General features: G+C 68.3%; 18 protein-coding genes and 1 pseudogene. All 19 read left to right on the forward strand.

Annotated elements, in window-relative coordinates:
* The first annotated feature begins 10 nt into the window (after positions 1–10).
* Positions 11–739, forward strand: a complete 729-nt coding sequence (locus ACGFI8_RS08730) for an ATP-binding cassette domain-containing protein (protein WP_392801945.1) — start codon at positions 11–13, stop codon at positions 737–739.
* Complete coding sequence (locus ACGFI8_RS08735) at positions 736–1425, forward strand: hypothetical protein (RefSeq protein WP_392801947.1); 690 nt, start codon at positions 736–738, stop codon at positions 1423–1425. The genes ACGFI8_RS08730 and ACGFI8_RS08735 overlap by 4 nt, the downstream gene beginning before the upstream one ends.
* 214 nt (positions 1426–1639) lie before the next feature.
* On the forward strand, positions 1640–2209 hold the full coding sequence (gene rplJ / locus ACGFI8_RS08740; RefSeq protein WP_392801949.1) for a 50S ribosomal protein L10: 570 nt from the start codon (positions 1640–1642) through the stop codon (positions 2207–2209).
* 46 nt (positions 2210–2255) lie between these two features.
* On the forward strand, positions 2256–2636 hold the full coding sequence (gene rplL, locus ACGFI8_RS08745; protein WP_392801951.1) for a 50S ribosomal protein L7/L12: 381 nt from the start codon (positions 2256–2258) through the stop codon (positions 2634–2636).
* 528 nt (positions 2637–3164) lie between these two features.
* Positions 3165–6590, forward strand: a complete 3426-nt coding sequence (locus ACGFI8_RS08750; RefSeq protein ID WP_392801954.1) for a DNA-directed RNA polymerase subunit beta — start codon at positions 3165–3167, stop codon at positions 6588–6590.
* Positions 6591–6673: 83 nt separating this feature from the next.
* Positions 6674–10561 carry a DNA-directed RNA polymerase subunit beta' gene (locus tag ACGFI8_RS08755; protein WP_392801957.1) on the forward strand — a complete coding sequence of 1296 codons (3888 nt, stop codon included), beginning with the start codon at positions 6674–6676 and terminating at the stop codon, positions 10559–10561.
* A 77-nt stretch (positions 10562–10638) separates the two neighbouring features.
* The gene (locus ACGFI8_RS08760) at positions 10639–10974 is read left to right on the forward strand and encodes a hypothetical protein (protein ID WP_392801959.1); all 336 of its coding nucleotides are present in this window, start codon (positions 10639–10641) and stop codon (positions 10972–10974) included.
* Complete coding sequence (locus tag ACGFI8_RS08765) at positions 10974–11540, forward strand: hypothetical protein (protein WP_392801961.1); 567 nt, start codon at positions 10974–10976, stop codon at positions 11538–11540. The genes ACGFI8_RS08760 and ACGFI8_RS08765 overlap by 1 nt, the downstream gene beginning before the upstream one ends.
* 359 nt (positions 11541–11899) lie before the next feature.
* Positions 11900–12274 (forward strand): 30S ribosomal protein S12, encoded by a 375-nt coding sequence (gene rpsL / locus ACGFI8_RS08770; RefSeq protein WP_033357671.1) that lies wholly within the window; start codon positions 11900–11902, stop codon positions 12272–12274.
* A 1-nt stretch (position 12275) separates the two neighbouring features.
* Positions 12276–12746, forward strand: a complete 471-nt coding sequence (gene rpsG / locus ACGFI8_RS08775; protein ID WP_392801964.1) for a 30S ribosomal protein S7 — start codon at positions 12276–12278, stop codon at positions 12744–12746.
* Between the two features lie 64 nt (positions 12747–12810).
* Positions 12811–14910 carry an elongation factor G gene (fusA, locus tag ACGFI8_RS08780; RefSeq protein ID WP_392801967.1) on the forward strand — a complete coding sequence of 700 codons (2100 nt, stop codon included), beginning with the start codon at positions 12811–12813 and terminating at the stop codon, positions 14908–14910.
* Between the two features lie 131 nt (positions 14911–15041).
* Positions 15042–16235 carry an elongation factor Tu gene (gene tuf / locus ACGFI8_RS08785; protein ID WP_392801970.1) on the forward strand — a complete coding sequence of 398 codons (1194 nt, stop codon included), beginning with the start codon at positions 15042–15044 and terminating at the stop codon, positions 16233–16235.
* A gap of 326 nt (positions 16236–16561) precedes the next feature.
* Positions 16562–16870, forward strand: coding sequence for a 30S ribosomal protein S10 (rpsJ, locus tag ACGFI8_RS08790; RefSeq protein WP_018347762.1), 309 nt, complete (start codon positions 16562–16564; stop codon positions 16868–16870).
* Positions 16871–16882: 12 nt separating this feature from the next.
* A complete protein-coding gene (rplC, locus tag ACGFI8_RS08795) occupies positions 16883–17554 on the forward strand; it encodes a 50S ribosomal protein L3 (RefSeq protein ID WP_392801974.1) in 672 nt (223 codons plus the stop codon).
* The gene (rplD, locus tag ACGFI8_RS08800; protein WP_392801976.1) at positions 17551–18219 is read left to right on the forward strand and encodes a 50S ribosomal protein L4; all 669 of its coding nucleotides are present in this window, start codon (positions 17551–17553) and stop codon (positions 18217–18219) included. The genes rplC and rplD overlap by 4 nt, the downstream gene beginning before the upstream one ends.
* Positions 18220–18222: 3 nt before the next feature.
* Positions 18223–18525, forward strand: a complete 303-nt coding sequence (gene rplW / locus ACGFI8_RS08805) for a 50S ribosomal protein L23 (RefSeq protein ID WP_033357665.1) — start codon at positions 18223–18225, stop codon at positions 18523–18525.
* A gap of 12 nt (positions 18526–18537) precedes the next feature.
* Entirely contained in the window at positions 18538–19377 is an 840-nt protein-coding gene (gene rplB, locus ACGFI8_RS08810) for a 50S ribosomal protein L2 (RefSeq protein WP_392801979.1), read from the forward strand.
* A gap of 12 nt (positions 19378–19389) precedes the next feature.
* Complete coding sequence (gene rpsS / locus ACGFI8_RS08815) at positions 19390–19671, forward strand: 30S ribosomal protein S19 (protein ID WP_190249384.1); 282 nt, start codon at positions 19390–19392, stop codon at positions 19669–19671.
* A gap of 31 nt (positions 19672–19702) precedes the next feature.
* Positions 19703–20143: pseudogene (gene rplV / locus ACGFI8_RS08820) on the forward strand (50S ribosomal protein L22); the annotation flags it as partial.
* Between the last annotated feature and the right edge of the window lie 86 nt (positions 20144–20229).

Here is a 20229-nt window from a genome sequence, read left to right on the forward strand (position 1 = left end):
CGCTGTCCCGGTGCGTTTGCAGGACGTGTGGTTCCGCTACGGCCGTCGCGCACCCTGGACGCTGCGCGGCGTCGACCTGACCCTCGAACCGGGCGAGACGGCCGTCGTGACCGGGCCGAACGGATCCGGCAAGTCCACGCTGCTGCAGCTCGTGGCCGGTGTCCTGCGCCCCGGGCGGGGTGCGATCAGCGGTCGGCCCGCCGTGGTCGGCTGGGTCCCCGAGCGCTTTCCCGCGGATCAGCCCTTCACCGCCCGTACCCACCTGAACCACATGGCGGCCATCCGCGGCCGCGACGGCACCGCGGACATCGAGCGGTGGGCGCGCCGGCTGCACTTCGAAAACTTTCTCGACGTCCGGCTCAACCGGCTGTCGAAGGGCTCGGCCCAGAAGGTGGGGCTCGTCCAGGCCCTGCTCGCGCCGCCGGGCCTGCTGGTCCTCGACGAGCCGTGGGAGGGCCTCGACGCGCAGACCCGCGAGCAGGTGCCGGCCATCGTCGCCGAGGTCGTCGGGCGCGGCGGGTCGGTGCTGGTCAGCGACCACCTCGGCGAGGTCGCCCGGCTGCCGGGCGCGCGGCGCTGGCACGTCCGCGACGGTCAGGTGCAGGCGGGGGAGCGGCCGGCCCGCAAGAAGGTGATCGAACTCGCGGTCGACGCGGCCGAGGCCCCGGACGCGGTCAGCCGGCTGCGCTCCGCGGGCTTCGAGATTTTGACGGTACGCGACGAGGTGCCTCTGTCATGATCGCGCTGATCCGCATGCGGCTGGCCGGCTTCGTCCACACCGGCCGGGCCGCGGCCCCGCTGCTGGCCGCGCTGGTCGTGCTCTCGGTCCTCTACGGCGGCGGCCAGGCGCAGGCCGGTGAGGCCTACGGGGTCTCCGCCGCGATCCTCTTCGTGGTGCTCGCCTGGCAGACGAAGGTCCTGCTCGACGTCGAGCCGGACGTGCAGCGGCGCCTCGGCCTGGTCGCGGTCGGCAGCGCCGGGCGGGAGGTCGCCGCGGGCCTGGTCGCCGCGGTGCTCGCCGGCCTGCCCGTGGTGCTCGTCGCGCTGGTCCTGCCGTGGGTGGTCGGCGGCGTGACCACCCCGCGGGCCGGCGACCCGCCGCTGTCCACCGGCATAGCGCTGGGCGTGTGGGCCCACCTGCTGCTCCTGCTGCCGGCGGTGGCGCTCGGCGCGCTGTCCAGCCGGGCGGTGACCACCCAGGCGGCCCGCGGGCTGGCCGTGCTGGTCTCCGGTGCGGTCTTCACGATCGTGTTCGGCCTCAAGAGCTTCCCGGTGCCGTGGCTGGCCCCGCCGGTGATGACCACGGCCCGCGACACCGTCGGCGCTGCCCACCTGCCGGCGCTGGCCGGGGCGACCGCCTGGGGGCTGGCCTGGACCGCGGCGGCGGTCGCCGCCTACGCGACGCTGCGCCGCTCACGGGCGTGATACTGTAATGCCGAAACCCGAAGACCGCTGGTCATGTCCCGCGTGAGCGGACATCGAAGGTCCCGCAGCAATGCGGGCGACCCGCGCAGGGCCGGACAGCAGTGTGAACGTCGGCGCCACCGTGCGCCGCCCTCCCGCTCCGTGCGCCCCTGCGCCGGGGCGTTTTTCATTGCCCGGGGCCGACCAGCACCCGAAGCAAGGAGAGAGGAGGGACATGGCGGACAAGCCGGTTCGAGACGACAAGGCCACCGCTGTCGCGGAGCTCACCGAGCAGTTCCGTGGCTCGACGGCCACCGTGCTGACCGAGTACCGCGGCCTCACCGTGGCGCAGCTCAAGACGCTGCGCCGCAGCCTGGGCCGTGAGACCACGTACGCCGTCGCGAAGAACACGCTCGCGAAGCGTGCCGCGACGGACGCGGGCATCAGCGGACTCGACGATTTGTTCTCCGGTCCTACCGCGCTCGCCTTCGTCGGCGGCGACCCGGTCGAGGCGGCCAAGGGCCTGCGCGACTTCGCGAAGGCCCACCCGCTGCTGATCATCAAGGGCGGCGTGTTCGAGGGCAAGGCCATCAGCGCGGACGAGGTCCGCCGCCTGGCCGACCTGGAGTCCCGCGAGGTGCTGCTGGCGAAGCTGGCCGGCGCCATGAAGGGCAACCTGAGCAAGGCCGCGGCGCTGTTCCAGGCCCCGCTGTCGAAGGCGGCCCGGACCGTCCAGGCTCTGGCAGACAAGCGCGAGAAGGAAGCAGGCGGCGGCGCGGCCGAGCAGGCCGACCAGGCCGAGTAGGCATCAGCCCGTCTCCCCAACCAAACTTTCGAAAGGAAACGCCACCATGGCGAAGCTGAGCAACGACGAACTCCTCGACGCGTTCAAGGAGATGACGCTGATCGAGCTCTCCGAGTTCGTGAAGCAGTTCGAGGACGTCTTCCAGGTCACCGCCGCCGCTCCGGTCGCGGTTGCCGCCGTCGGCGCTGCCCCGGCGGTCGAGGAGAAGGAAGAGCAGAGCGAGTTCGACGTCATCCTCGAGGGTGACGGCGGCAAGAAGATCCAGGTCATCAAGGTCGTGCGCGAGCTGACCGGCCTGGGCCTCAAGGAGGCCAAGGACCTGGTCGAGGCCGCTCCGAAGGCCGTCCTGGAGAAGGCCAACAAGGAGAACGCCGACAAGGCCAAGGCGAAGCTCGAGGCCGAGGGCGCCAAGGTCACCCTCAAGTAAGTTCGCGCCACGCGACGTGGGCGGCCGCCGGATGTCCGGCGGCCGCCTTTTCGTTCGCAACCTGTAAGGACCCAAGATCTAGGGGGGCCGACCACAACACTTAGTGGTCGGGCTGCGAGATATCTGTCACGGTGCCTCGACGCGCGTGGGAACCCTTGACGCGATGACCGGCGGGCAGGCACGCTAATCAGGCACTGCCTTCCGCGGACGCGGCGGCCGAGCGGACCGACCGATGTGCCCCGGCCCTTCTTGGGCCTGGTTCTGAGCGCATCAACCGGGGAGCCGCAGGCCACGACCGACGCGAGCGGCTCGGCCGGTGGAGAAACGATCTTCGCAAAAGGTCGTTGAAAACATCGTGCACGAGGCCGCTGGACAGCGGTTAGCCCTTCGGCTACACTGCTAGTTTGCGCTGTCTTCTGACTTCACCTCTGGCGTGAGGGGTCCCTTCGTGGGCTCCTCCACATCGGAGGTCGTCAGGCTGCACGCGAAACGGCCTGTCTGCAACACCGGTCCTCGGAAGGACGCATCTTGGCAGCTTCCCGCCCTGCGAAGACCAGTTCGAGCGCTTACGCTCCCCGCCGGGTCTCCTTCGGCAGGATCACCGAACACCTTGAGGTTCCCAACCTCCTTGCCATCCAAACCGACTCGTTCGACTGGCTGGTTGGCAACGAGAATTGGCAGAGCCGCACGGCCGGTGATCAGCACGCCCGTTCAGGGCTCGCGGAGATCCTCGATGAGATCAGTCCTATTGAGGACTTCTCCGGCACGATGTCACTGTCGTTCTCGGCGCCGCGCTTCGACGAGGTCAAGGCCCCGATCGAGGAGTGCAAGGAGAAGGACCTCACGTACTGCGCCCCGCTGTTCGTGACCGCGGAGTTCACCAACCACACCACCGGCGAGATCAAGAGCCAGACGGTGTTCATGGGTGACTTCCCGATGATGACGCCCAAGGGCACGTTCATCATCAACGGCACCGAGCGCGTCGTGGTGAGCCAGCTTGTCCGCTCCCCGGGCGTGTACTTCGACAAGCAGCCGGACAAGACCTCCGACCGCGACCTCACCAGCGTCAAGGTCATCCCGAGCCGGGGTGCCTGGCTGGAGTTCGACATCGACAAGCGCGACACCGTCGGTGTCCGCATCGACCGCAAGCGCCGGCAGGCCGTCTCCGTCCTGCTCAAGGCCATCGGCTGGTCCGCCGAGCGCATCCGTGAGAAGTTCGGCTGGTCCGAGCTCATGATGACCACGCTCGAGAAGGACCACATCGCCGGCCAGGACGAGGCGCTGCTGGACATCTACCGCAAGCTGCGGCCGGGTGAGCCGCCGACGCGGGAGAACGCGCAGAACCTGCTGGACAACCTGTTCTTCAACCCGAAGCGGTACGACGTCGCCAAGGTCGGTCGATACAAGTTCAACAAGAAGCTCGAGCTGAGCGTCCCGATCAACCAGGGCGTGCTGACCGAGGAAGACATCGTCGCCACGGTCGAGTACCTCTGCCGCCTGCACACGGGCGAAGAGGGCTACGAGGCCGACGACATCGACCACTTCGGCAACCGGCGCCTGCGCACGGTCGGCGAGCTCATCCAGAACCAGGTCCGCGTCGGCCTGTCCCGGATGGAGCGCGTCGTGCGCGAGCGCATGACCACGCAGGACGTCGAGGCGATCACGCCGCAGACCCTGATCAACATCCGCCCGGTCGTGGCGGCGATCAAGGAGTTCTTCGGCACGTCGCAGCTGTCCCAGTTCATGGACCAGACCAACCCGCTGGCGGGCCTGACCCACCGGCGCCGGCTGAGCGCGCTCGGCCCGGGTGGTCTGTCGCGTGAGCGGGCCGGCTTCGAGGTCCGCGACGTGCACCCGTCGCACTACGGGCGCATGTGCCCGATCGAGACCCCCGAAGGCCCCAACATCGGTCTCATCGGCGCGCTGTCGACGTTCGCGCGGGTCAACCCGTTCGGCTTCGTGGAGACCCCCTACCGCAAGGTCGTCGACGGCCGGGTGACCGACCAGATCGACTACCTGACCGCGGACGAGGAGGACCGGTTCGTCAAGGCGCAGGCCAACGCCCCGCTGAAGAGCGACGGCAACTTCGCCGAGGACCGGATCCTGGTCCGCCGGAAGGGCGGCGAGGTCGACAACGTCCCCGCCGAACAGGTCGACTACATGGACGTGTCGCCGCGGCAGATGACCTCGGTCGCCACCGCGATGATCCCGTTCCTCGAGCACGACGACGCCAACCGGGCACTGATGGGCGCCAACATGCAGCGCCAGGCAGTGCCCCTGGTCAAGGCCGAGTCGCCGCTCGTCGGCACCGGCATGGAGTACCGTGCCGCGGTCGACGCCGGTGACGTGGTCGTGGCCGAGGTCGGCGGTGTCGTCGAGGACATGTGCGCCGACTACGTCACCATCCACCAGGACGACGGCCACCGCCGGACCTACCTGCTGCACAAGTTCCGCCGCTCCAACTCCGGCTCCTGCGTCAACCAGAAGCCGGTGATCTTCGAGGGCGACCGGGTCGAGGCGGGTCAGGTCATCGCCGACGGCCCGTGCACCGACGAGGGCGAGATGGCGCTCGGGCGCAACCTGCTCGTGGCGTTCATGCCCTGGGAGGGCCACAACTACGAAGACGCGATCATCCTGTCCCAGAAGCTGGTGCAGAACGACGTCCTCACCTCGATCCACATCGAGGAGCACGAGGTCGACGCCCGCGACACCAAGCTGGGGCCGGAGGAGATCACCCGCGACATCCCGAACGTCAGCGAGGAGATGCTCGCCGACCTCGACGAGCGGGGGATCATCCGGATCGGCGCCGAGGTCGTCACCGGCGACATCCTGGTCGGCAAGGTCACGCCCAAGGGCGAGACCGAGCTGACCCCGGAGGAGCGGCTGCTGCGCGCGATCTTCGGCGAGAAGGCCCGCGAGGTGCGCGACACCAGCCTCAAGGTGCCGCACGGCGAGACCGGCACGGTCATCGGCGTGCGGACGTTCAGCCGCGAGGACGGCGACGAGCTGTCCCCGGGCGTGAACGAGCTGGTGCGCGTCTACGTCGCCCAGAAGCGGAAGATCCAGGACGGCGACAAGCTCGCCGGCCGTCACGGCAACAAGGGTGTCATCTCCAAGATCCTTCCGGTCGAGGACATGCCGTTCCTCGAGGACGGCACGCCCGTCGACATCGTGCTCAACCCGCTCGGTGTGCCCAGCCGTATGAACATCGGCCAGGTACTGGAGACCCACCTCGGGTGGGTCGCCAAGACGGGCTGGAAGATCGACGGCGACGACACCGAGTGGAAGAGGGCGCTGAAGGCCATCAACGCGGGGGAGTCCGAGCCGGACACCAACGTGGCGACCCCGGTCTTCGACGGCGCCAAGGAGGAGGAGATCGCCGGCCTGCTGAGCAGCACGCTGCCCAACCGGGACGGTAACCAGCTGATCGGGGCGAGCGGCAAGGCGCGGCTGTTCGACGGCCGCTCCGGCGAGCCGCTGCCGGACCCGATCGCGGTTGGCTACATCTACATCCTGAAGCTCAACCACCTGGTCGACGACAAGATCCACGCTCGCTCCACCGGACCCTACTCCATGATCACGCAGCAGCCGCTGGGTGGTAAGGCACAGTTCGGTGGCCAGCGCTTCGGTGAGATGGAGTGCTGGGCGATGCAGGCCTACGGCGCGGCCTACGCGCTGCAGGAGCTGCTGACGATCAAGTCCGATGACGTCCTCGGACGCGTCAAGGTCTACGAGGCGATCGTCAAGGGCGAGAACATCCCGGAGCCGGGCATCCCGGAGTCCTTCAAGGTGCTCCTCAAGGAGCTGCAGTCGCTGTGCCTGAATGTCGAGGTGCTCTCCAGCGACGGCGTGGCCCTCGAGATGCGCGAGACGGACGACGAGGTGTTCCGCGCGGCCGAGGAGTTGGGCATCGACCTCTCGCGGCGCGAGCCGAGCAGCGTCGAGGAAGTCTGATTCGCCGGCGGCGTCCCTCCGGGGGCGCCGCCGTAGCGACCTAGCAATTACCCGAGCAACTGAATCGTGAGGACATAGACGAAGTGCTCGACGTCAACTACTTCGACGAGCTCCGCATCGGCCTGGCCACGGCCGACGACATCCGGCAGTGGTCGCACGGCGAGGTCAAGAAGCCCGAGACGATCAACTACCGCACCCTGAAGCCGGAGAAGGACGGGCTCTTCTGCGAGAAGATCTTCGGCCCGACCCGCGACTGGGAGTGCTACTGCGGTAAGTACAAGCGTGTCCGCTTCAAGGGCATCATCTGCGAGCGCTGCGGCGTCGAGGTGACCCGGGCGAAGGTCCGCCGCGAGCGCATGGGCCACATCGAGCTCGCCGCGCCGGTCACGCACATCTGGTACTTCAAGGGTGTGCCCAGCCGGCTCGGGTATCTGCTCGACCTGGCCCCGAAGGACCTCGAGAAGATCATTTACTTCGCGTCGTACGTGATCACCAGCGTCGACAAGGAGGCCCGCCACCGCGACCTCGCCACCCTCGAGAACGAGGTGTCGGCGGAGAAGCGGCAGGCGGAGAACGCCCGCGACTCCGAGATCGAGAAGCGCGCCGCCAAGCTGGAGCAGGACCTTGCCGAGCTCGAGGCCGAGGGTGCCAAGGCCGACGTGCGCCGCAAGGTCAAGGAGGCCGGCGAGCGCGAGATGCGGCAGATCCGCGACCGCGCGCAGCGGGAGATCGACCGCCTCGACGAGGTCATGGACACGTTCCGCAAGCTGGACCGCAAGAACCTCATCACCGACGAGCTGCTCTACCGCGAGCTGCGCGACCGGTTCGGTGAGTACTTCTCCGGCGCCATGGGCGCCGAGGCGATCAAGGCCCTGCTGGAGAACCTGGACCTGAACGACGAGGCCGAGTTTCTGCGCGAGACCATCCGCAGCGGCAAAGGCCAGCGCAAGATCCGGGCGCTCAAGCGGCTCAAGGTCGTCGCGGCCTTCCTGAACACCGGCAACTCGCCGCTGGGCATGGTGCTGGACTGCGTCCCGGTCATCCCGCCGGACCTGCGCCCCATGGTGCAGCTCGACGGTGGCCGGTTCGCCACCAGCGACCTCAACGACCTATACCGGCGGGTGATCAACCGGAACAACCGGCTCAAGCGCCTGATCGACCTGGGTGCCCCGGAGATCATCGTCAACAACGAGAAGCGGATGCTGCAGGAGGCCGTCGACGCGCTGTTCGACAACGGCCGCCGCGGTCGTCCGGTCACCGGCCCGGGCAACCGGCCGCTGAAGTCGCTGTCCGACATGCTCAAGGGCAAGCAGGGCCGGTTCCGTCAGAACCTGCTCGGCAAGCGCGTCGACTACTCCGGCCGTTCGGTCATCGTCGTCGGCCCGCAGCTCAAGCTGCACCAGTGCGGCCTGCCCAAGCAGATGGCCCTGGAGCTGTTCAAGCCGTTCGTGATGAAGCGCCTGGTGGACCTCAACCACGCGCAGAACATCAAGTCGGCCAAGCGCATGGTGGAGCGGCAGCGGCCGGTCGTGTGGGACGTGCTGGAGGAGGTCATCGCGGAGCACCCGGTGCTGCTCAACCGCGCGCCGACCCTGCACCGCCTGGGCATCCAGGCCTTCGAGCCGCAGCTGGTCGAGGGCAAGGCCATCCAGATCCACCCGCTGGTCTGCACCGCCTTCAACGCCGACTTCGACGGCGACCAGATGGCCGTGCACGTGCCGCTGTCCTCCGAGGCGCAGGCCGAGGCCCGCATCCTCATGCTGTCCAGCAACAACATCCTCAAGCCTGCCGACGGCAAGCCGGTCACCATGCCGACCCAGGACATGGTCATCGGCCTGTACCACCTCACGCACATCCAGAAGAACCTGATCGGCGAGGGGCGGACCTTCAGCTCCGACGCCGAGGCGCGGATGGCGTTCGACAACGGCGAGCTGCACCTGCAGGCGCCGGTGAGGATCCGCCTGAAGGGCATCGTCGGGGTCGACAACGGCGCGGGTGCCGCGCCGTGGGAGGCACCGGAGGGCTGGCAGCCGGGCGAGACGGTCATCGTCGAGACGACGCTCGGGCGCGTGCTGTTCAACGAGACGCTGCCCGTGGGGTACCGCTTCGTGAACTACGAGATCCGCAAGGGTCAGCTCTCGGCGATCGTCAACGACCTCGCCGAGCGGTTCCCGAAGGTCTCCCTCGCGGCGACCCTGGACGCGCTCAAGCTGGCCGGCTTCCACTGGGCCACCTGGTCCGGCGTCACCATCGGCATGGAGGACGTCATCCAGCCGCCTCGTAAGCGCGAGATCCTCGAGCGCTACGAGAAGGAGGCCGAGCGGATCGACAAGCAGTACCAGCGTGGTCTCATGACCGCCGAGGAGCGCCGCGGCGAGCTCATCGAGATCTGGACCAAGGCGACCGGCGAGGTGGCCAAGGAGATGGAGAGCGCGCTGCCGCGCGAAAACCCGCTGTGGAAGATGATCAACTCGGGTGCCCGCGGTAACCTCCTCCAGCTCCGCCAGATCGCCGCGATCCGTGGCCTGGTGGCCAACCCGAAGGGCGAGATCATCCCGCGGCCGATCAAGGCCAGCTACCGGGAGGGTCTGTCCGTGCTGGAGTACTTCATCTCCACCCACGGTGCCCGCAAGGGTCTGGCCGACACCGCGCTGCGGACCGCCGACTCGGGTTACCTGACCCGTCGTCTGGTCGACGTCTCGCAGGACGTCATCATCCGCGAGGAGGACTGCGGCACTGACCGCGCCATCCCGATGGCGGTCGGCGAGCTGGTCGACAGCGTGCTGCGCATCCACCAGCACGCGGAGACGGGCGTGCACGCGCGCACCCTCGCCGACGACGTGCGGGACAAGGACGGCCGGATGGTCGCCGAGCGGGGCACGGACATCAACTCGATCGTGGTCGACCTGCTGGTCGCCGCGGGCGTGGAGAACGTCCGGGTCCGCAGCGTGCTCACCTGCGAGTCGAAGCTGGGCGTCTGCGGCGCCTGCTACGGCCGGTCGCTGCCCACGGGCAAGACCGTCGACGTCGGCGAGGCGGTCGGCATCATCGCCGCCCAGTCGATCGGTGAGCCGGGCACGCAGCTGACGATGCGTACCTTCCACACCGGTGGCGTCGCGGGTGAGGACATCACCCAGGGTCTGCCCCGTGTGCAGGAGATCTTCGAGGCCCGCGTGCCGAAGGGCAAGGCGCCCATCGCCGACACCCCCGGCCGCGTGCGCATCGAGGACGGCGAGCGGATGCGGAAGATCATCATCGTGCCGGACGACGGCAGCGACGAGATCGTCCACGACAAGCTCAGCCGGCGCGTCAAGCTGCGGGTGCAGGACGGCGAGCACGTCGAGGTCGGCGAGAAGCTCACCGAGGGCACGATCGACCCGCACGAGCTGCTGCGCATCATGGGTCCCCGGGCGGTCCAGGTTCACCTGACCTCCGAGGTCCAGGAGGTGTACCGCTCGCAGGGCGTGCTCATCCACGACAAGCACATCGAGATCATCATCCGCCAGATGCTCAAGCGGGTGACGGTCATCGACTCCGGCTCGACCGAGTTCCTGCCGGGCGTGCTCGTGGACCGCGCGATGTTCGAGGCGGAGAACCGCCGCGTCGTCGCCGAGGGCGGCGAGCCGGCGGCCGGCCGTCCGGTCCTGATGGGTATCACCAAGGCGTCGCTGGCGACGGAGTCGTGGCTGTCCGCGGCCTCGTTCCAGGAGACGACCCGGGTGCTGACCGACGCGGCGATCCACGCGCGCAGCGACTCGCTGATCGGTCTGAAGGAGAACGTCATCATCGGTAAGCTCATCCCGGCCGGTACGGGCATCAGCAAGTACCGCAGCATCCGGGTCGAGCCGACCGAGGAGGCGAAGGCCAAGGTCTACTCGATGACGGGCTACCCGGAGGCCGACTACGGCTTCGGGCCCGCGAGTGGCCAGGCCGTCCCGCTGGACGACTTCGACCTGGGCTCGTTCCGCTAGGCCTGAGGCAAAACCCGCGGAGGGGGCGGAGACCACGTGTCTCCGCCCCCTCTTCGTGTACCGGATACAGTCGTGACGTGACGTCCTCGACCCGGCACCCGCTGGACCCTGATCCGGTCCGCGCGACGAAGGCCTCGGCCGTGTTCGGGCTGGGCCTGCTCTCCGTGGTCACCGGGCCGTTCCTCGGCGGGGTGATCCCGGCGACGCTCGCGCTGCTCATGGCGAGGGAGTCGCAGCGGGAGCTGGTCGCCGCCGACGGCTTCCTGCTCGGCTCCCGGCGGCTGCGCAGCGGCGTGCGGCTGGCCTGGACCGGCATCGTGCTCGCCATCGCCGGTCTCGTCGTGCTGACGATCATCGGGCTGCTCCACTACGCGCGGCAGCGCGGCACCGACTTCGACCCGACGGTGAACTGATGGCCTACCCGGGCGCGCCGCAGCATCCGCAGTACTCGCAGCCGCAGCCGCAGTATCCCCAGCCGCAGCAGCCGTGGCCGGGCCATCCCAGCTATCCGGGCTATCCGGGCTATCCGGCGGCGGGCTATCCGGCGGCGTATCCGCCGCCCTACGGCGCCCCGGTGCCCCCGCCGCCGGCGATCGTGCCGGCCATGCGGGTCGACCTCGTGCAGGGCACGCCGTTCGGGGTCGCCTACCCGGCGGTCCAGTCGGTCCCCAGCGGCCAGGCCATCGGCGCCCTGGTCGCCGGCATCGCGTCGGTCCTGGTCGCGCTGTTCGCCATCTGCCTCGGGGCGACCGGCGCCTCGGAGGGCTGGGGCCTGGCGGCGGGCGGCGCGTTCACCGTGCTGGGTGTCTTTCTCGGCGGCGGTGCGATCGGCCTGGGTCTGTACGGCATCCGCCGGATCCGCCGGGCCGCCGGGGAGGTCGTCACCGGCAAGGGGATGGCGATCACCGGGATCGTGCTCGGCGCGGTCGGCGCCGGCCTTGCCCTGCTCGCGCTGCTCGTGTCGTTCCTGGCGGCGTGAGCCGACGGCCTGAGCCGGCCCGTGTTCCCGAAATGGAGCCCCCCGAACACTTCGATCGGCGACCAGGTACTCTAGGTATGAAGAGTGTTCCATCAGCAGGCGCCCCGGCCGAATTTTGACCAGCGTCCTCACGATGGGTACTCTTTCCCCTCGTGCCCGGCTTTGCCGGGCAACTCGTGCGTGCGCCCACATCGGCCCCGCTCCGCGGGAGTGAGGGTGGGTGCGGACCACAACCCCGGGCTGGGATCACACGGGCCGGGTCGCGGACAGGGCGACACGCCCGACCGCGGGTGCCGGTCACGCCGGGCAGACAAAAGAGAAGACGTGCGGCCGGGAGGCCGAAGGGAGAGGCAGGCCCAGTGCCTACGATCCAGCAGCTGGTCCGCAAGGGCCGCCAGGCGAAGCTGAGCAAGACCAAGACGCCGGCGCTCAAGGGAAGCCCGCAGCGGCGGGGCGTCTGCACGCGTGTGTACACCACCACGCCGAAGAAGCCCAACTCGGCGCTGCGCAAGGTTGCCCGTGTGCGGCTGAGCAACGGTATCGAGGTGACGGCCTACATCCCCGGTGTCGGTCACAACCTTCAGGAGCACTCGATCGTGCTGGTCCGTGGCGGTCGTGTGAAGGACCTCCCCGGCGTTCGGTACAAGATCATCCGCGGCTCGCTGGACACCCAGGGCGTCCGCAACCGCAAGCAGGCTCGCAGCCGTTACGGCGCGAAGAAGGAGAAGAGCTGACATGCCGCGTAAAGGCCCCGCGCCGCGCCGGCCGCTCGTGGCGGACCCGGTCTACAACTCCCTGCTCGTGACCCAGTTGATCAACAAGATCCTGGTCGAGGGCAAGCGCCAGCTCGCCGAGCGCATCGTCTACAGCGCTCTCGAGGGCGCCCGTGAGAAGACCGGCACCGACCCCGTGGTGACGCTCAAGCGCGCCATGGACAACGTCAAGCCGACCCTCGAGGTCCGCAGCCGCCGCGTCGGTGGCGCGACCTACCAGGTGCCGGTCGAGGTCAAGCCGGTCCGGGCGACGACGCTGGGCCTGCGCTGGCTGGTCACCTACTCCCGGGCCCGCCGCGAGAAGACCATCATCGAGCGCCTGATGAACGAGCTGCTCGACGCGAGCAACGGTCTCGGTGCTTCGGTGAAGCGCCGCGAAGACACGCACAAGATGGCGGAGTCCAACAAGGCCTTCGCGCACTACCGCTGGTAAGCGGACGCTTCCCCAGCAATCGGACGAGACCAGCACCCGACGAGAGACGAAGTAGGGATTTGTAGTGGCTGCCGCAGACGCCGCCCTCGCCAAGGTCCGCAACATCGGCATCATGGCGCACATCGACGCCGGTAAGACGACGACGACCGAGCGCATCCTCTTCTACACCGGCATCACGTACAAGATCGGCGAGGTCCACGAGGGCGCGGCGGTCATGGACTGGATGGAGCAGGAGCAGGAGCGCGGCATCACCATCACCTCCGCCGCCACGAAGTGCGAGTGGAAGGGCCACACGATCCAGATCATCGACACGCCCGGCCACGTCGACTTCACGGTCGAGGTCGAGCGGTCGCTGCGCGTCCTCGACGGCGCGGTGGCGGTCTACGACGGCGTCGCCGGCGTGGAGCCGCAGACCGAGAACGTCTGGCGGCAGGCGGACAAGTACAACGTCCCGCGTATGTGCTTCGTCAACAAGCTGGACCGCACGGGCGCGGACTTCTTCCGCTGCGTGCAGATGATGGTCGACCGGCTCAACGCCACCCCGCTGGTGCTGCAGATCCCGATCGGGCTCGAGGGTGACCACATCGGCGTTGTCGACCTTCTGGAGATGCGTGCGCTGACCTGGCGCGGCGAGACCCAGAAGGGCGACGACTACGCCATCGAGGCGATCCCGGAGAACCTGGTCGAGCAGGCCAACGAGTACCGGGACAAGCTCCTCGAGACGCTGGCCGAGACGGACGACGACATCATGGTCCGCTACCTCGACGGCGGCACGTTCGACGTCAAGGAGCTCAAGGCCGCGATCCGCAAGGCCACGATCGCCGGCAAGCTGAACCCGGTCGTGTGCGGCTCGGCGTTCAAGAACAAGGGCGTGCAGCCCATGCTCGACGCCGTCGTGGACTTCCTGCCCTCCCCGCTGGACATCCCGGCCATCGAGGGCATCGCGACGGACGGCGAGACGCCGCTGCTGCGCAAGCCCTCGGTCGAAGAGCCGTTCTCCGGTCTGGCCTTCAAGATCCAGACCGACAAGCACCTCGGCAAGCTCACCTACGTGCGCATCTACTCCGGCACGCTCGACTCCGGCACCCAGGTGGTCAACTCCACCAAGGACCGCAAGGAGCGGATCGGCAAGATCTACCAGATGCACGCGAACAAGCGTGAGGAGCGCAGCACCGCCGGCGCCGGCGACATCATCGCCGTACAGGGTCTCAAGCAGACCACCACCGGTGACACGCTGTGCGACCCGGCCAACCCGGTCATCCTGGAGTCGATGACCTTCCCGGAGCCGGTCATCGAGGTGGCCATCGAGCCCAAGACGAAGGCCGACCAGGAGAAGCTGGGCACCGCCATTCAGCGCCTGGCCGAGGAGGACCCGACCTTCCGCGTCAAGAACGACGAGGAGACCGGGCAGACGGTCATCGCCGGCATGGGCGAGCTGCACCTCGACATCCTCGTCGACCGCATGCGGCGCGAGTTCAACGTCGAGGCCAACATCGGCAAGCCGCAGGTGGCCTACCGCGAGACGATCAAGTCGGTCGCGGAGAAGGTCGAGTACACCCACAAGAAGCAGACGGGTGGCTCCGGCCAGTACGCCCGAGTGATCATCAAGCTCGAGCCGCTGGAGACCAGCGCCGACGGTCCCACCTACGAGTTCGTCAACGCGGTCACCGGTGGCCGCATCCCGAAGGAGTTCATCCCTTCGGTCGACGCCGGTGCCCAGGACGCCATGCAGTACGGCGTGCTGGCGGGCTTCCCGCTGGTCGGTATCAAGCTCACGCTGCTGGACGGCCAGTACCACGAGGTCGACTCCTCGGAGATGGCCTTCAAGATCGCCGGCTCGATGGTGCTCAAGGACGCGGCCCGCAGGGCCAACCCGGTGCTGCTCGAGCCGCTGATGGCCGTGGAGGTGACGACGCCCGAGGAGAACATGGGCGACGTCATCGGCGACCTCAACTCCCGGCGTGGCACCATCCAGGCGATGGAGGAGCGCGGCGGTGCCCGCGTCGTCCGCGCGACCGTGCCGCTCTCGGAAATGTTCGGCTACGTCGGCGACCTCCGGTCGAAGACTCAGGGCCGGGCGAGCTACTCGATGCAGTTCGACTCCTACGCCGAGGTTCCCGCGAACGTGGCGAAGGAAATCATCGCGAAGGCGACCGGCGAGTAATCACCGGTAGTTTGGCCGTGAGGCTGTGTCAGCGGGACTGAGGCTTAGGCCGCCAGACCCAAGTCGACAGGGTGCGTCGGCGCTTCCAGCGTCGGCGCACCGCGAACCAAGAAGTCCACAGGAGGACACCAGTGGCGAAGGCGAAGTTCGAGCGGACTAAGCCGCACGTCAACATCGGCACCATCGGTCACATCGACCACGGTAAGACGACGCTGACGGCGGCCATTACCAAGGTGCTGCACGACCGGATGCCGGACGTGAACCCGTACACGCCGTTCGACGAGATCGACAAGGCGCCGGAGGAGAAGGCCCGCGGCATCACGATCTCGATCGCGCACGTCGAGTACCAGACCGAGAACCGGCACTACGCCCACGTGGACTGCCCGGGTCACGCCGACTACATCAAGAACATGATCACCGGTGCCGCGCAGATGGACGGCGCGATCCTGGTGGTGGCGGCGACCGACGGCCCGATGCCGCAGACCCGTGAGCACGTGCTGCTGGCCCGCCAGGTCGGTGTGCCGTACATCGTCGTGGCGCTCAACAAGAGCGACATGGTCGATGACGAGGAGCTCCTCGAGCTCGTCGAGCTCGAGGTCCGCGAGCTGCTGTCGAGCCAGGAGTTCCCGGGCGACGACGCACCGGTGGTGCGCGTCTCGGCGCTCAAGGCGCTCGAGGGCGACCAGAAGTGGTCCGACGCGCTCATGGAGCTGATGGGCGCGGTCGACTCCGCGATCCCGCAGCCCGAGCGTGAGACCGAGAAGCCGTTCCTCATGCCCGTCGAGGACGTCTTCACGATCACCGGTCGTGGCACGGTCGTCACCGGCCGCGTCGAGCGTGGCATCCTCAAGCCGAACGAGGAGGTCGAGATCGTTGGCATCAAGGCCAAGTCGATGAAGACCACCTGCACGGCGATCGAGATGTTCCGCAAGATCCTCGACGAGGCGCGCGCCGGCGAGAACGTCGGTCTGCTCCTGCGTGGTATCAAGCGCGAGGACGTCGAGCGCGGCATGGTCGTGGTGAAGCCGGGCAGCAACACCCCGCACACCGAGTTCGAGGCGACCGTCTACATCCTCTCCAAGGAGGAGGGTGGCCGGCACACCCCGTTCTTCCAGAACTACCGTCCGCAGTTCTACTTCCGCACCACGGACGTTACCGGCGTCGTCACGCTGCCCGAGGGCACCGAGATGGTCATGCCGGGCGACAACACCAGCATGAGCGTGCAGCTCATCCAGCCCATCGCGATGGAGGAGAACCTCCGCTTCGCGATCCGCGAGGGTGGCCGCACGGTCGGCGCCGGCCGCGTGACGAAGATCATCAAGTAACAACCCTGAGGTACCCCGATTTCACTTTGCCGCAGTACGTGCGGCATAATGGACGGGTTGCGTCGCGGGGCGGTCGAGATTGCTCAATGAGAAGTCTCGACCGCTTCTGCGCGGCGTCAGTTCTGCGACTGGCGCCCATCCCCACGACTTGGGCGTGGCACGCCCTGGGGTAGGTATCCACAGCGGAAGTTTTGCTGCGGCGGAGCCTGGCCCTTGGCCGCGACACGCCCGACCGCGGGGGTCGGACAAACACCAATAGGCGGCACCGGACCCCTCGGGGTTCGCAGGGCTGCGAGGCCCTGCACGAGAGAAGGAACTAAGCCACCATGGCGGGACAGAAGATCCGCATCCGGCTCAAGGCCTACGACCACGAGGTCGTCGACTCCTCGGCGCGGAAGATCGTCGAGACAGTCACGCGCACCGGGGCTCAGGTCGCTGGGCCGGTGCCGCTGCCCACTGAGATCAACCGCTACTGCGTGATCCGCTCGCCGCACAAGTACAAGGACTCGCGCGAGCACTTCGAGATGCGCACGCACAAGCGACTGATCGACATCATCGACCCCACGCCGAAGACGGTCGACTCGCTCATGCGGCTCGACCTGCCGGCCGGCGTCGACATCGAGATCAAGCTGTAGGGACTCGGACTTATGGACAGGCAAGTCAAGGGCATCCTGGGTGAGAAGCTCGGCATGACCCAGGTCTGGGACAACGGCAAGGTTGTCCCCGTGACCGTGGTGCAGGCCGGCCCGTGCGTCGTGACCCAGGTGCGCACGCCCGACAACGACGGTTACTCGGCGATCCAGCTCGGGTGGGGCCAGATCGACCCGCGCAAGGTCAACAAGCCGCGCGCCGGCCACTTCGCCAAGGCGGACGTCGCGCCGCGCCGGCACATCGTCGAGCTGCGCACCACCGACGCGGGCGAGTACTCGCTCGGCCAGGAGATCACGGCCGACAGCTTCGCCGCCGGCCAGCGCATCGACGTGACCGGCCGCAGCAAGGGCAAGGGCTACGCCGGTGTCATGAAGCGGCACGGCTTCCATGGCCTCCGGGCCAGCCACGGTGTCGAGCGCAAGCACCGCTCGCCCGGCTCGATCGGCGCCTGCGCGACCCCCGGTCGCGTCTTCAAGGGCGTCCGGATGGCCGGTCGCATGGGTGGCGTGCGCTTCACCGTGCAGAACGTCACGATCCAGAAGGTCGAGGCCGAGGACGGCCTGATCCTGGTCAAGGGCGCGATCCCGGGTCCGAAGGGTAGCCTCGTCCTGCTGCGCAGCGCGGCCAAGACCCAGGCGAAGGCGCAGAAGGGTGGGATCACCAAATGACCACCGTTGACATCCGCACGGTCGATGGCGAGACCAACGGCACCGTCGAGCTCCCGGCCGACATCTTCGACGCCCAGGCCAGCATCCCGCTGATGCACCAGGTGGTCGTGGCCCAGCTCAACGCGGCCCGTCAGGGCACGCACAAGGCCAAGTCGCGCGGCGAGGTCGCCGGCGGTGGCAAGAAGCCTTACAAGCAGAAGGGCACCGGTCGCGCCCGCCAGGGCTCGATCCGCGCGCCGCAGTTCACCGGCGGTGGCGTCGTCCACGGCCCCGTGCCGCGGGATTACACCCAGCGGGTGAACAAGAAGATGAAGGCGGCCGCCCTGCGCGGCGCGCTGTCGGACCGCGCCCGCGACGGTCGCATCCACGTCGTCGAGGCCTTCATCGAGGGCGACACGCCGAGGACCAAGGAAGCGCTGAAGGTGCTGCGCGGCATCACCGAGGCGCGCCGGGTCCTGGTGGTCCTCGCGCGTGACGACGAGGCCAACTGGCTGAGCCTGCGCAACGAGCAGTCGGTGCACCTGCTGGTCGCCGACCAGCTCAACACCCACGACGTGCTCGTGTCCGACGAGGTGGTCTTCACCACCGCGGCGCTGAACGAGTTCCTCGGGGTGCCGGCCGAGTTCGGCGCGAGCGCCGACGCCGACAGCAACGAGGAGGGCTGAGCCATGGCGACGATCGCCGACCCGCGTGACGTGATCATCCAGCCGGTGGTCTCGGAGAAGAGCTACAGCGAGCTCAACCGCAACTGGTACACGTTCCTGGTGCACCCGGACGCCAACAAGACCGAGATCAAGATCGCGATCCAGCAGATCTTCAACGTCCGCGTCCTGTCGGTCAACACCATCAACCGCGAAGGCAAGCGCAAGCGGACCCGCACGGGTTGGGGCAAGCGCAAGGACACGAAGCGGGCGATGGTGAAGCTCGCCGAGGGTGACCGGATCGAAGCCTTCGGCGGACCGGTCAGCTGAGGGGTATAGACGATGGCTATTCGTAAGTACAAGCCGACGACGCCCGGTCGTCGTGGTTCGAGCGTCGCGGACTTCGCGGAGATCACCCGGTCCACGCCGGAGAAGTCGCTGCTCGTCCCGCTGCCGAGCAAGGGCGGCCGCAACGTCCACGGGCGGGTCACCGCGCGTCACCAGGGCGGCGGCCACAAGCGCCAGTACCGGTTGATCGACTTCCGGCGTGCCGACAAGGACGGGATCCCCGCCAAGGTCGCGCACATCGAGTACGACCCCAACCGCACCGCGCGCATCGCCCTGCTGCACTACGCCGACGGCGAGAAGCGCTACATCATCGCCCCGAAGGACCTCAAGCAGGGCGATCACGTCGAGGCGGGTGCCGGCGCGGACATCAAGCCGGGCAACAACCTGCCGCTGCGTAACATCCCGGTCGGCACCACCGTCCACGCGGTGGAGCTGCGCCCGGGCGGCGGTGCCAAGCTGGCCCGCTCGGCCGGCGTCGGCATCCAGCTGCTGGGCCGCGAGGGGCAGTACGCCACGCTGCGCATGCCCTCGGGCGAGATCCGGCGCGTCGACGTGCACTGCCGTGCCACCGTCGGCGAGATCGGCAACGCCGACCAGTCGAACATCAACTGGGGCAAGGCCGGCCGCATGCGGTGGAAGGGCAAGCGCCCGACCGTCCGCGGTGTCGCGATGAACCCGATCGACCACCCGCACGGTGGTGGTGAGGGTAAGACCTCGGGTGGTCGCCACCCGGTCAACCCGAAGGGCAAGCCGGAGGGCCGCACGCGGCGCAAGGGCCAGCCGAGCGACCGCCTCATCGTCCGTCGGCGTTACGCCACCCGGAAGCGCGGCTAAGGAGCCTGAGCAATGCCTCGCAGCCTGAAGAAGGGCCCGTTCGTTGACGACCACCTGATCAAGAAGGTGGAAGTCCAGAACGCCAAAAACTCCAAGAATGTCATCAAGACCTGGTCGCGCCGGTCGACGATCGTCCCCGAGATGCTCGGGCACACGATCGCCGTCCACGACGGACGCAAGCACGTGCCCGTTTTCGTGACCGAGGCGATGGTCGGGCACAAGCTCGGCGAGTTCGCGCTGACCCGCACGTTCAAGGGTCACGAGAAGGACGACCGGAAGAGCCGCCGCCGCTAAGGCAGCCGATAGGAATCAAGGGGATTTCCCGATGCCAACGAAGAGCGAGGCGGCGCTGCCCGGTGCGCGGGCGATCGCGCGGCACGTACGCGTGTCGCCGATGAAGGCGCGCCGTGTGGTGAACCTCGTCCGCGGGCTGCCCGCGCGCGAGGCGCTCACGGTGCTGCAGTTCGCGCCGCAGTCGGCGAGCGAGCCGGTTTACAAGGTGCTCGCGAGCGCCATTGCCAACGCAGAGAACAATGAGCGTCTCGATCCCGATTCGCTCCTGGTCGCCGAGGCTTACGTCGACGAGGGCCCGACGCTGAAGCGGTTCCGGCCGCGGGCGCAGGGCCGGGCGTACCGGATCCGCAAGCGGACCAGCCACATCACGATCGTGGTCGAGAGCGTCCCGGCCGCACAGGCCCGCGCGGCGAAGGCCGGCGTGGCGAAAGCGGCCAAGGCCGCCAAGGCCGTGACGCCGGAGCCGGACGAGGAGTCCTCGACGCCCGCGAAGAAGACCGCGGCGAAGAAGGCCCCGGCCAAGAAGGCTCCGGCGGCCAAGCAGGCGCCGGCCGAGCA

The organism is Dactylosporangium sp. NPDC048998, from assembly GCF_043197855.1.
Classification (GTDB): Bacteria; Actinomycetota; Actinomycetes; order Mycobacteriales; family Micromonosporaceae; genus Dactylosporangium.

Excerpts from the sequence above, each read along its gene's own strand:
- ACGFI8_RS08735 (WP_392801947.1), top strand. The coding sequence starts at position 736 with ATGATCGCGCTGATCCGCATGCGGCTGGCCGGCTTCGTCCACACCGGC.
- rplJ (WP_392801949.1), top strand. The coding sequence starts at position 1,640 with ATGGCGGACAAGCCGGTTCGAGACGACAAGGCCACCGCTGTCGCGGAG.
- rplL (WP_392801951.1), top strand. The coding sequence starts at position 2,256 with ATGGCGAAGCTGAGCAACGACGAACTCCTCGACGCGTTCAAGGAGATG.
- ACGFI8_RS08765 (WP_392801961.1), top strand. The coding sequence starts at position 10,974 with ATGGCCTACCCGGGCGCGCCGCAGCATCCGCAGTACTCGCAGCCGCAG.
- rpsG (WP_392801964.1), top strand. The coding sequence starts at position 12,276 with ATGCCGCGTAAAGGCCCCGCGCCGCGCCGGCCGCTCGTGGCGGACCCG.
- rpsJ (WP_018347762.1), top strand. The coding sequence starts at position 16,562 with ATGGCGGGACAGAAGATCCGCATCCGGCTCAAGGCCTACGACCACGAG.
- rplC (WP_392801974.1), top strand. The coding sequence starts at position 16,883 with ATGGACAGGCAAGTCAAGGGCATCCTGGGTGAGAAGCTCGGCATGACC.
- rplD (WP_392801976.1), top strand. The coding sequence starts at position 17,551 with ATGACCACCGTTGACATCCGCACGGTCGATGGCGAGACCAACGGCACC.
- rplW (WP_033357665.1), top strand. The coding sequence starts at position 18,223 with ATGGCGACGATCGCCGACCCGCGTGACGTGATCATCCAGCCGGTGGTC.
- rplB (WP_392801979.1), top strand. The coding sequence starts at position 18,538 with ATGGCTATTCGTAAGTACAAGCCGACGACGCCCGGTCGTCGTGGTTCG.
- rpsS (WP_190249384.1), top strand. The coding sequence starts at position 19,390 with ATGCCTCGCAGCCTGAAGAAGGGCCCGTTCGTTGACGACCACCTGATC.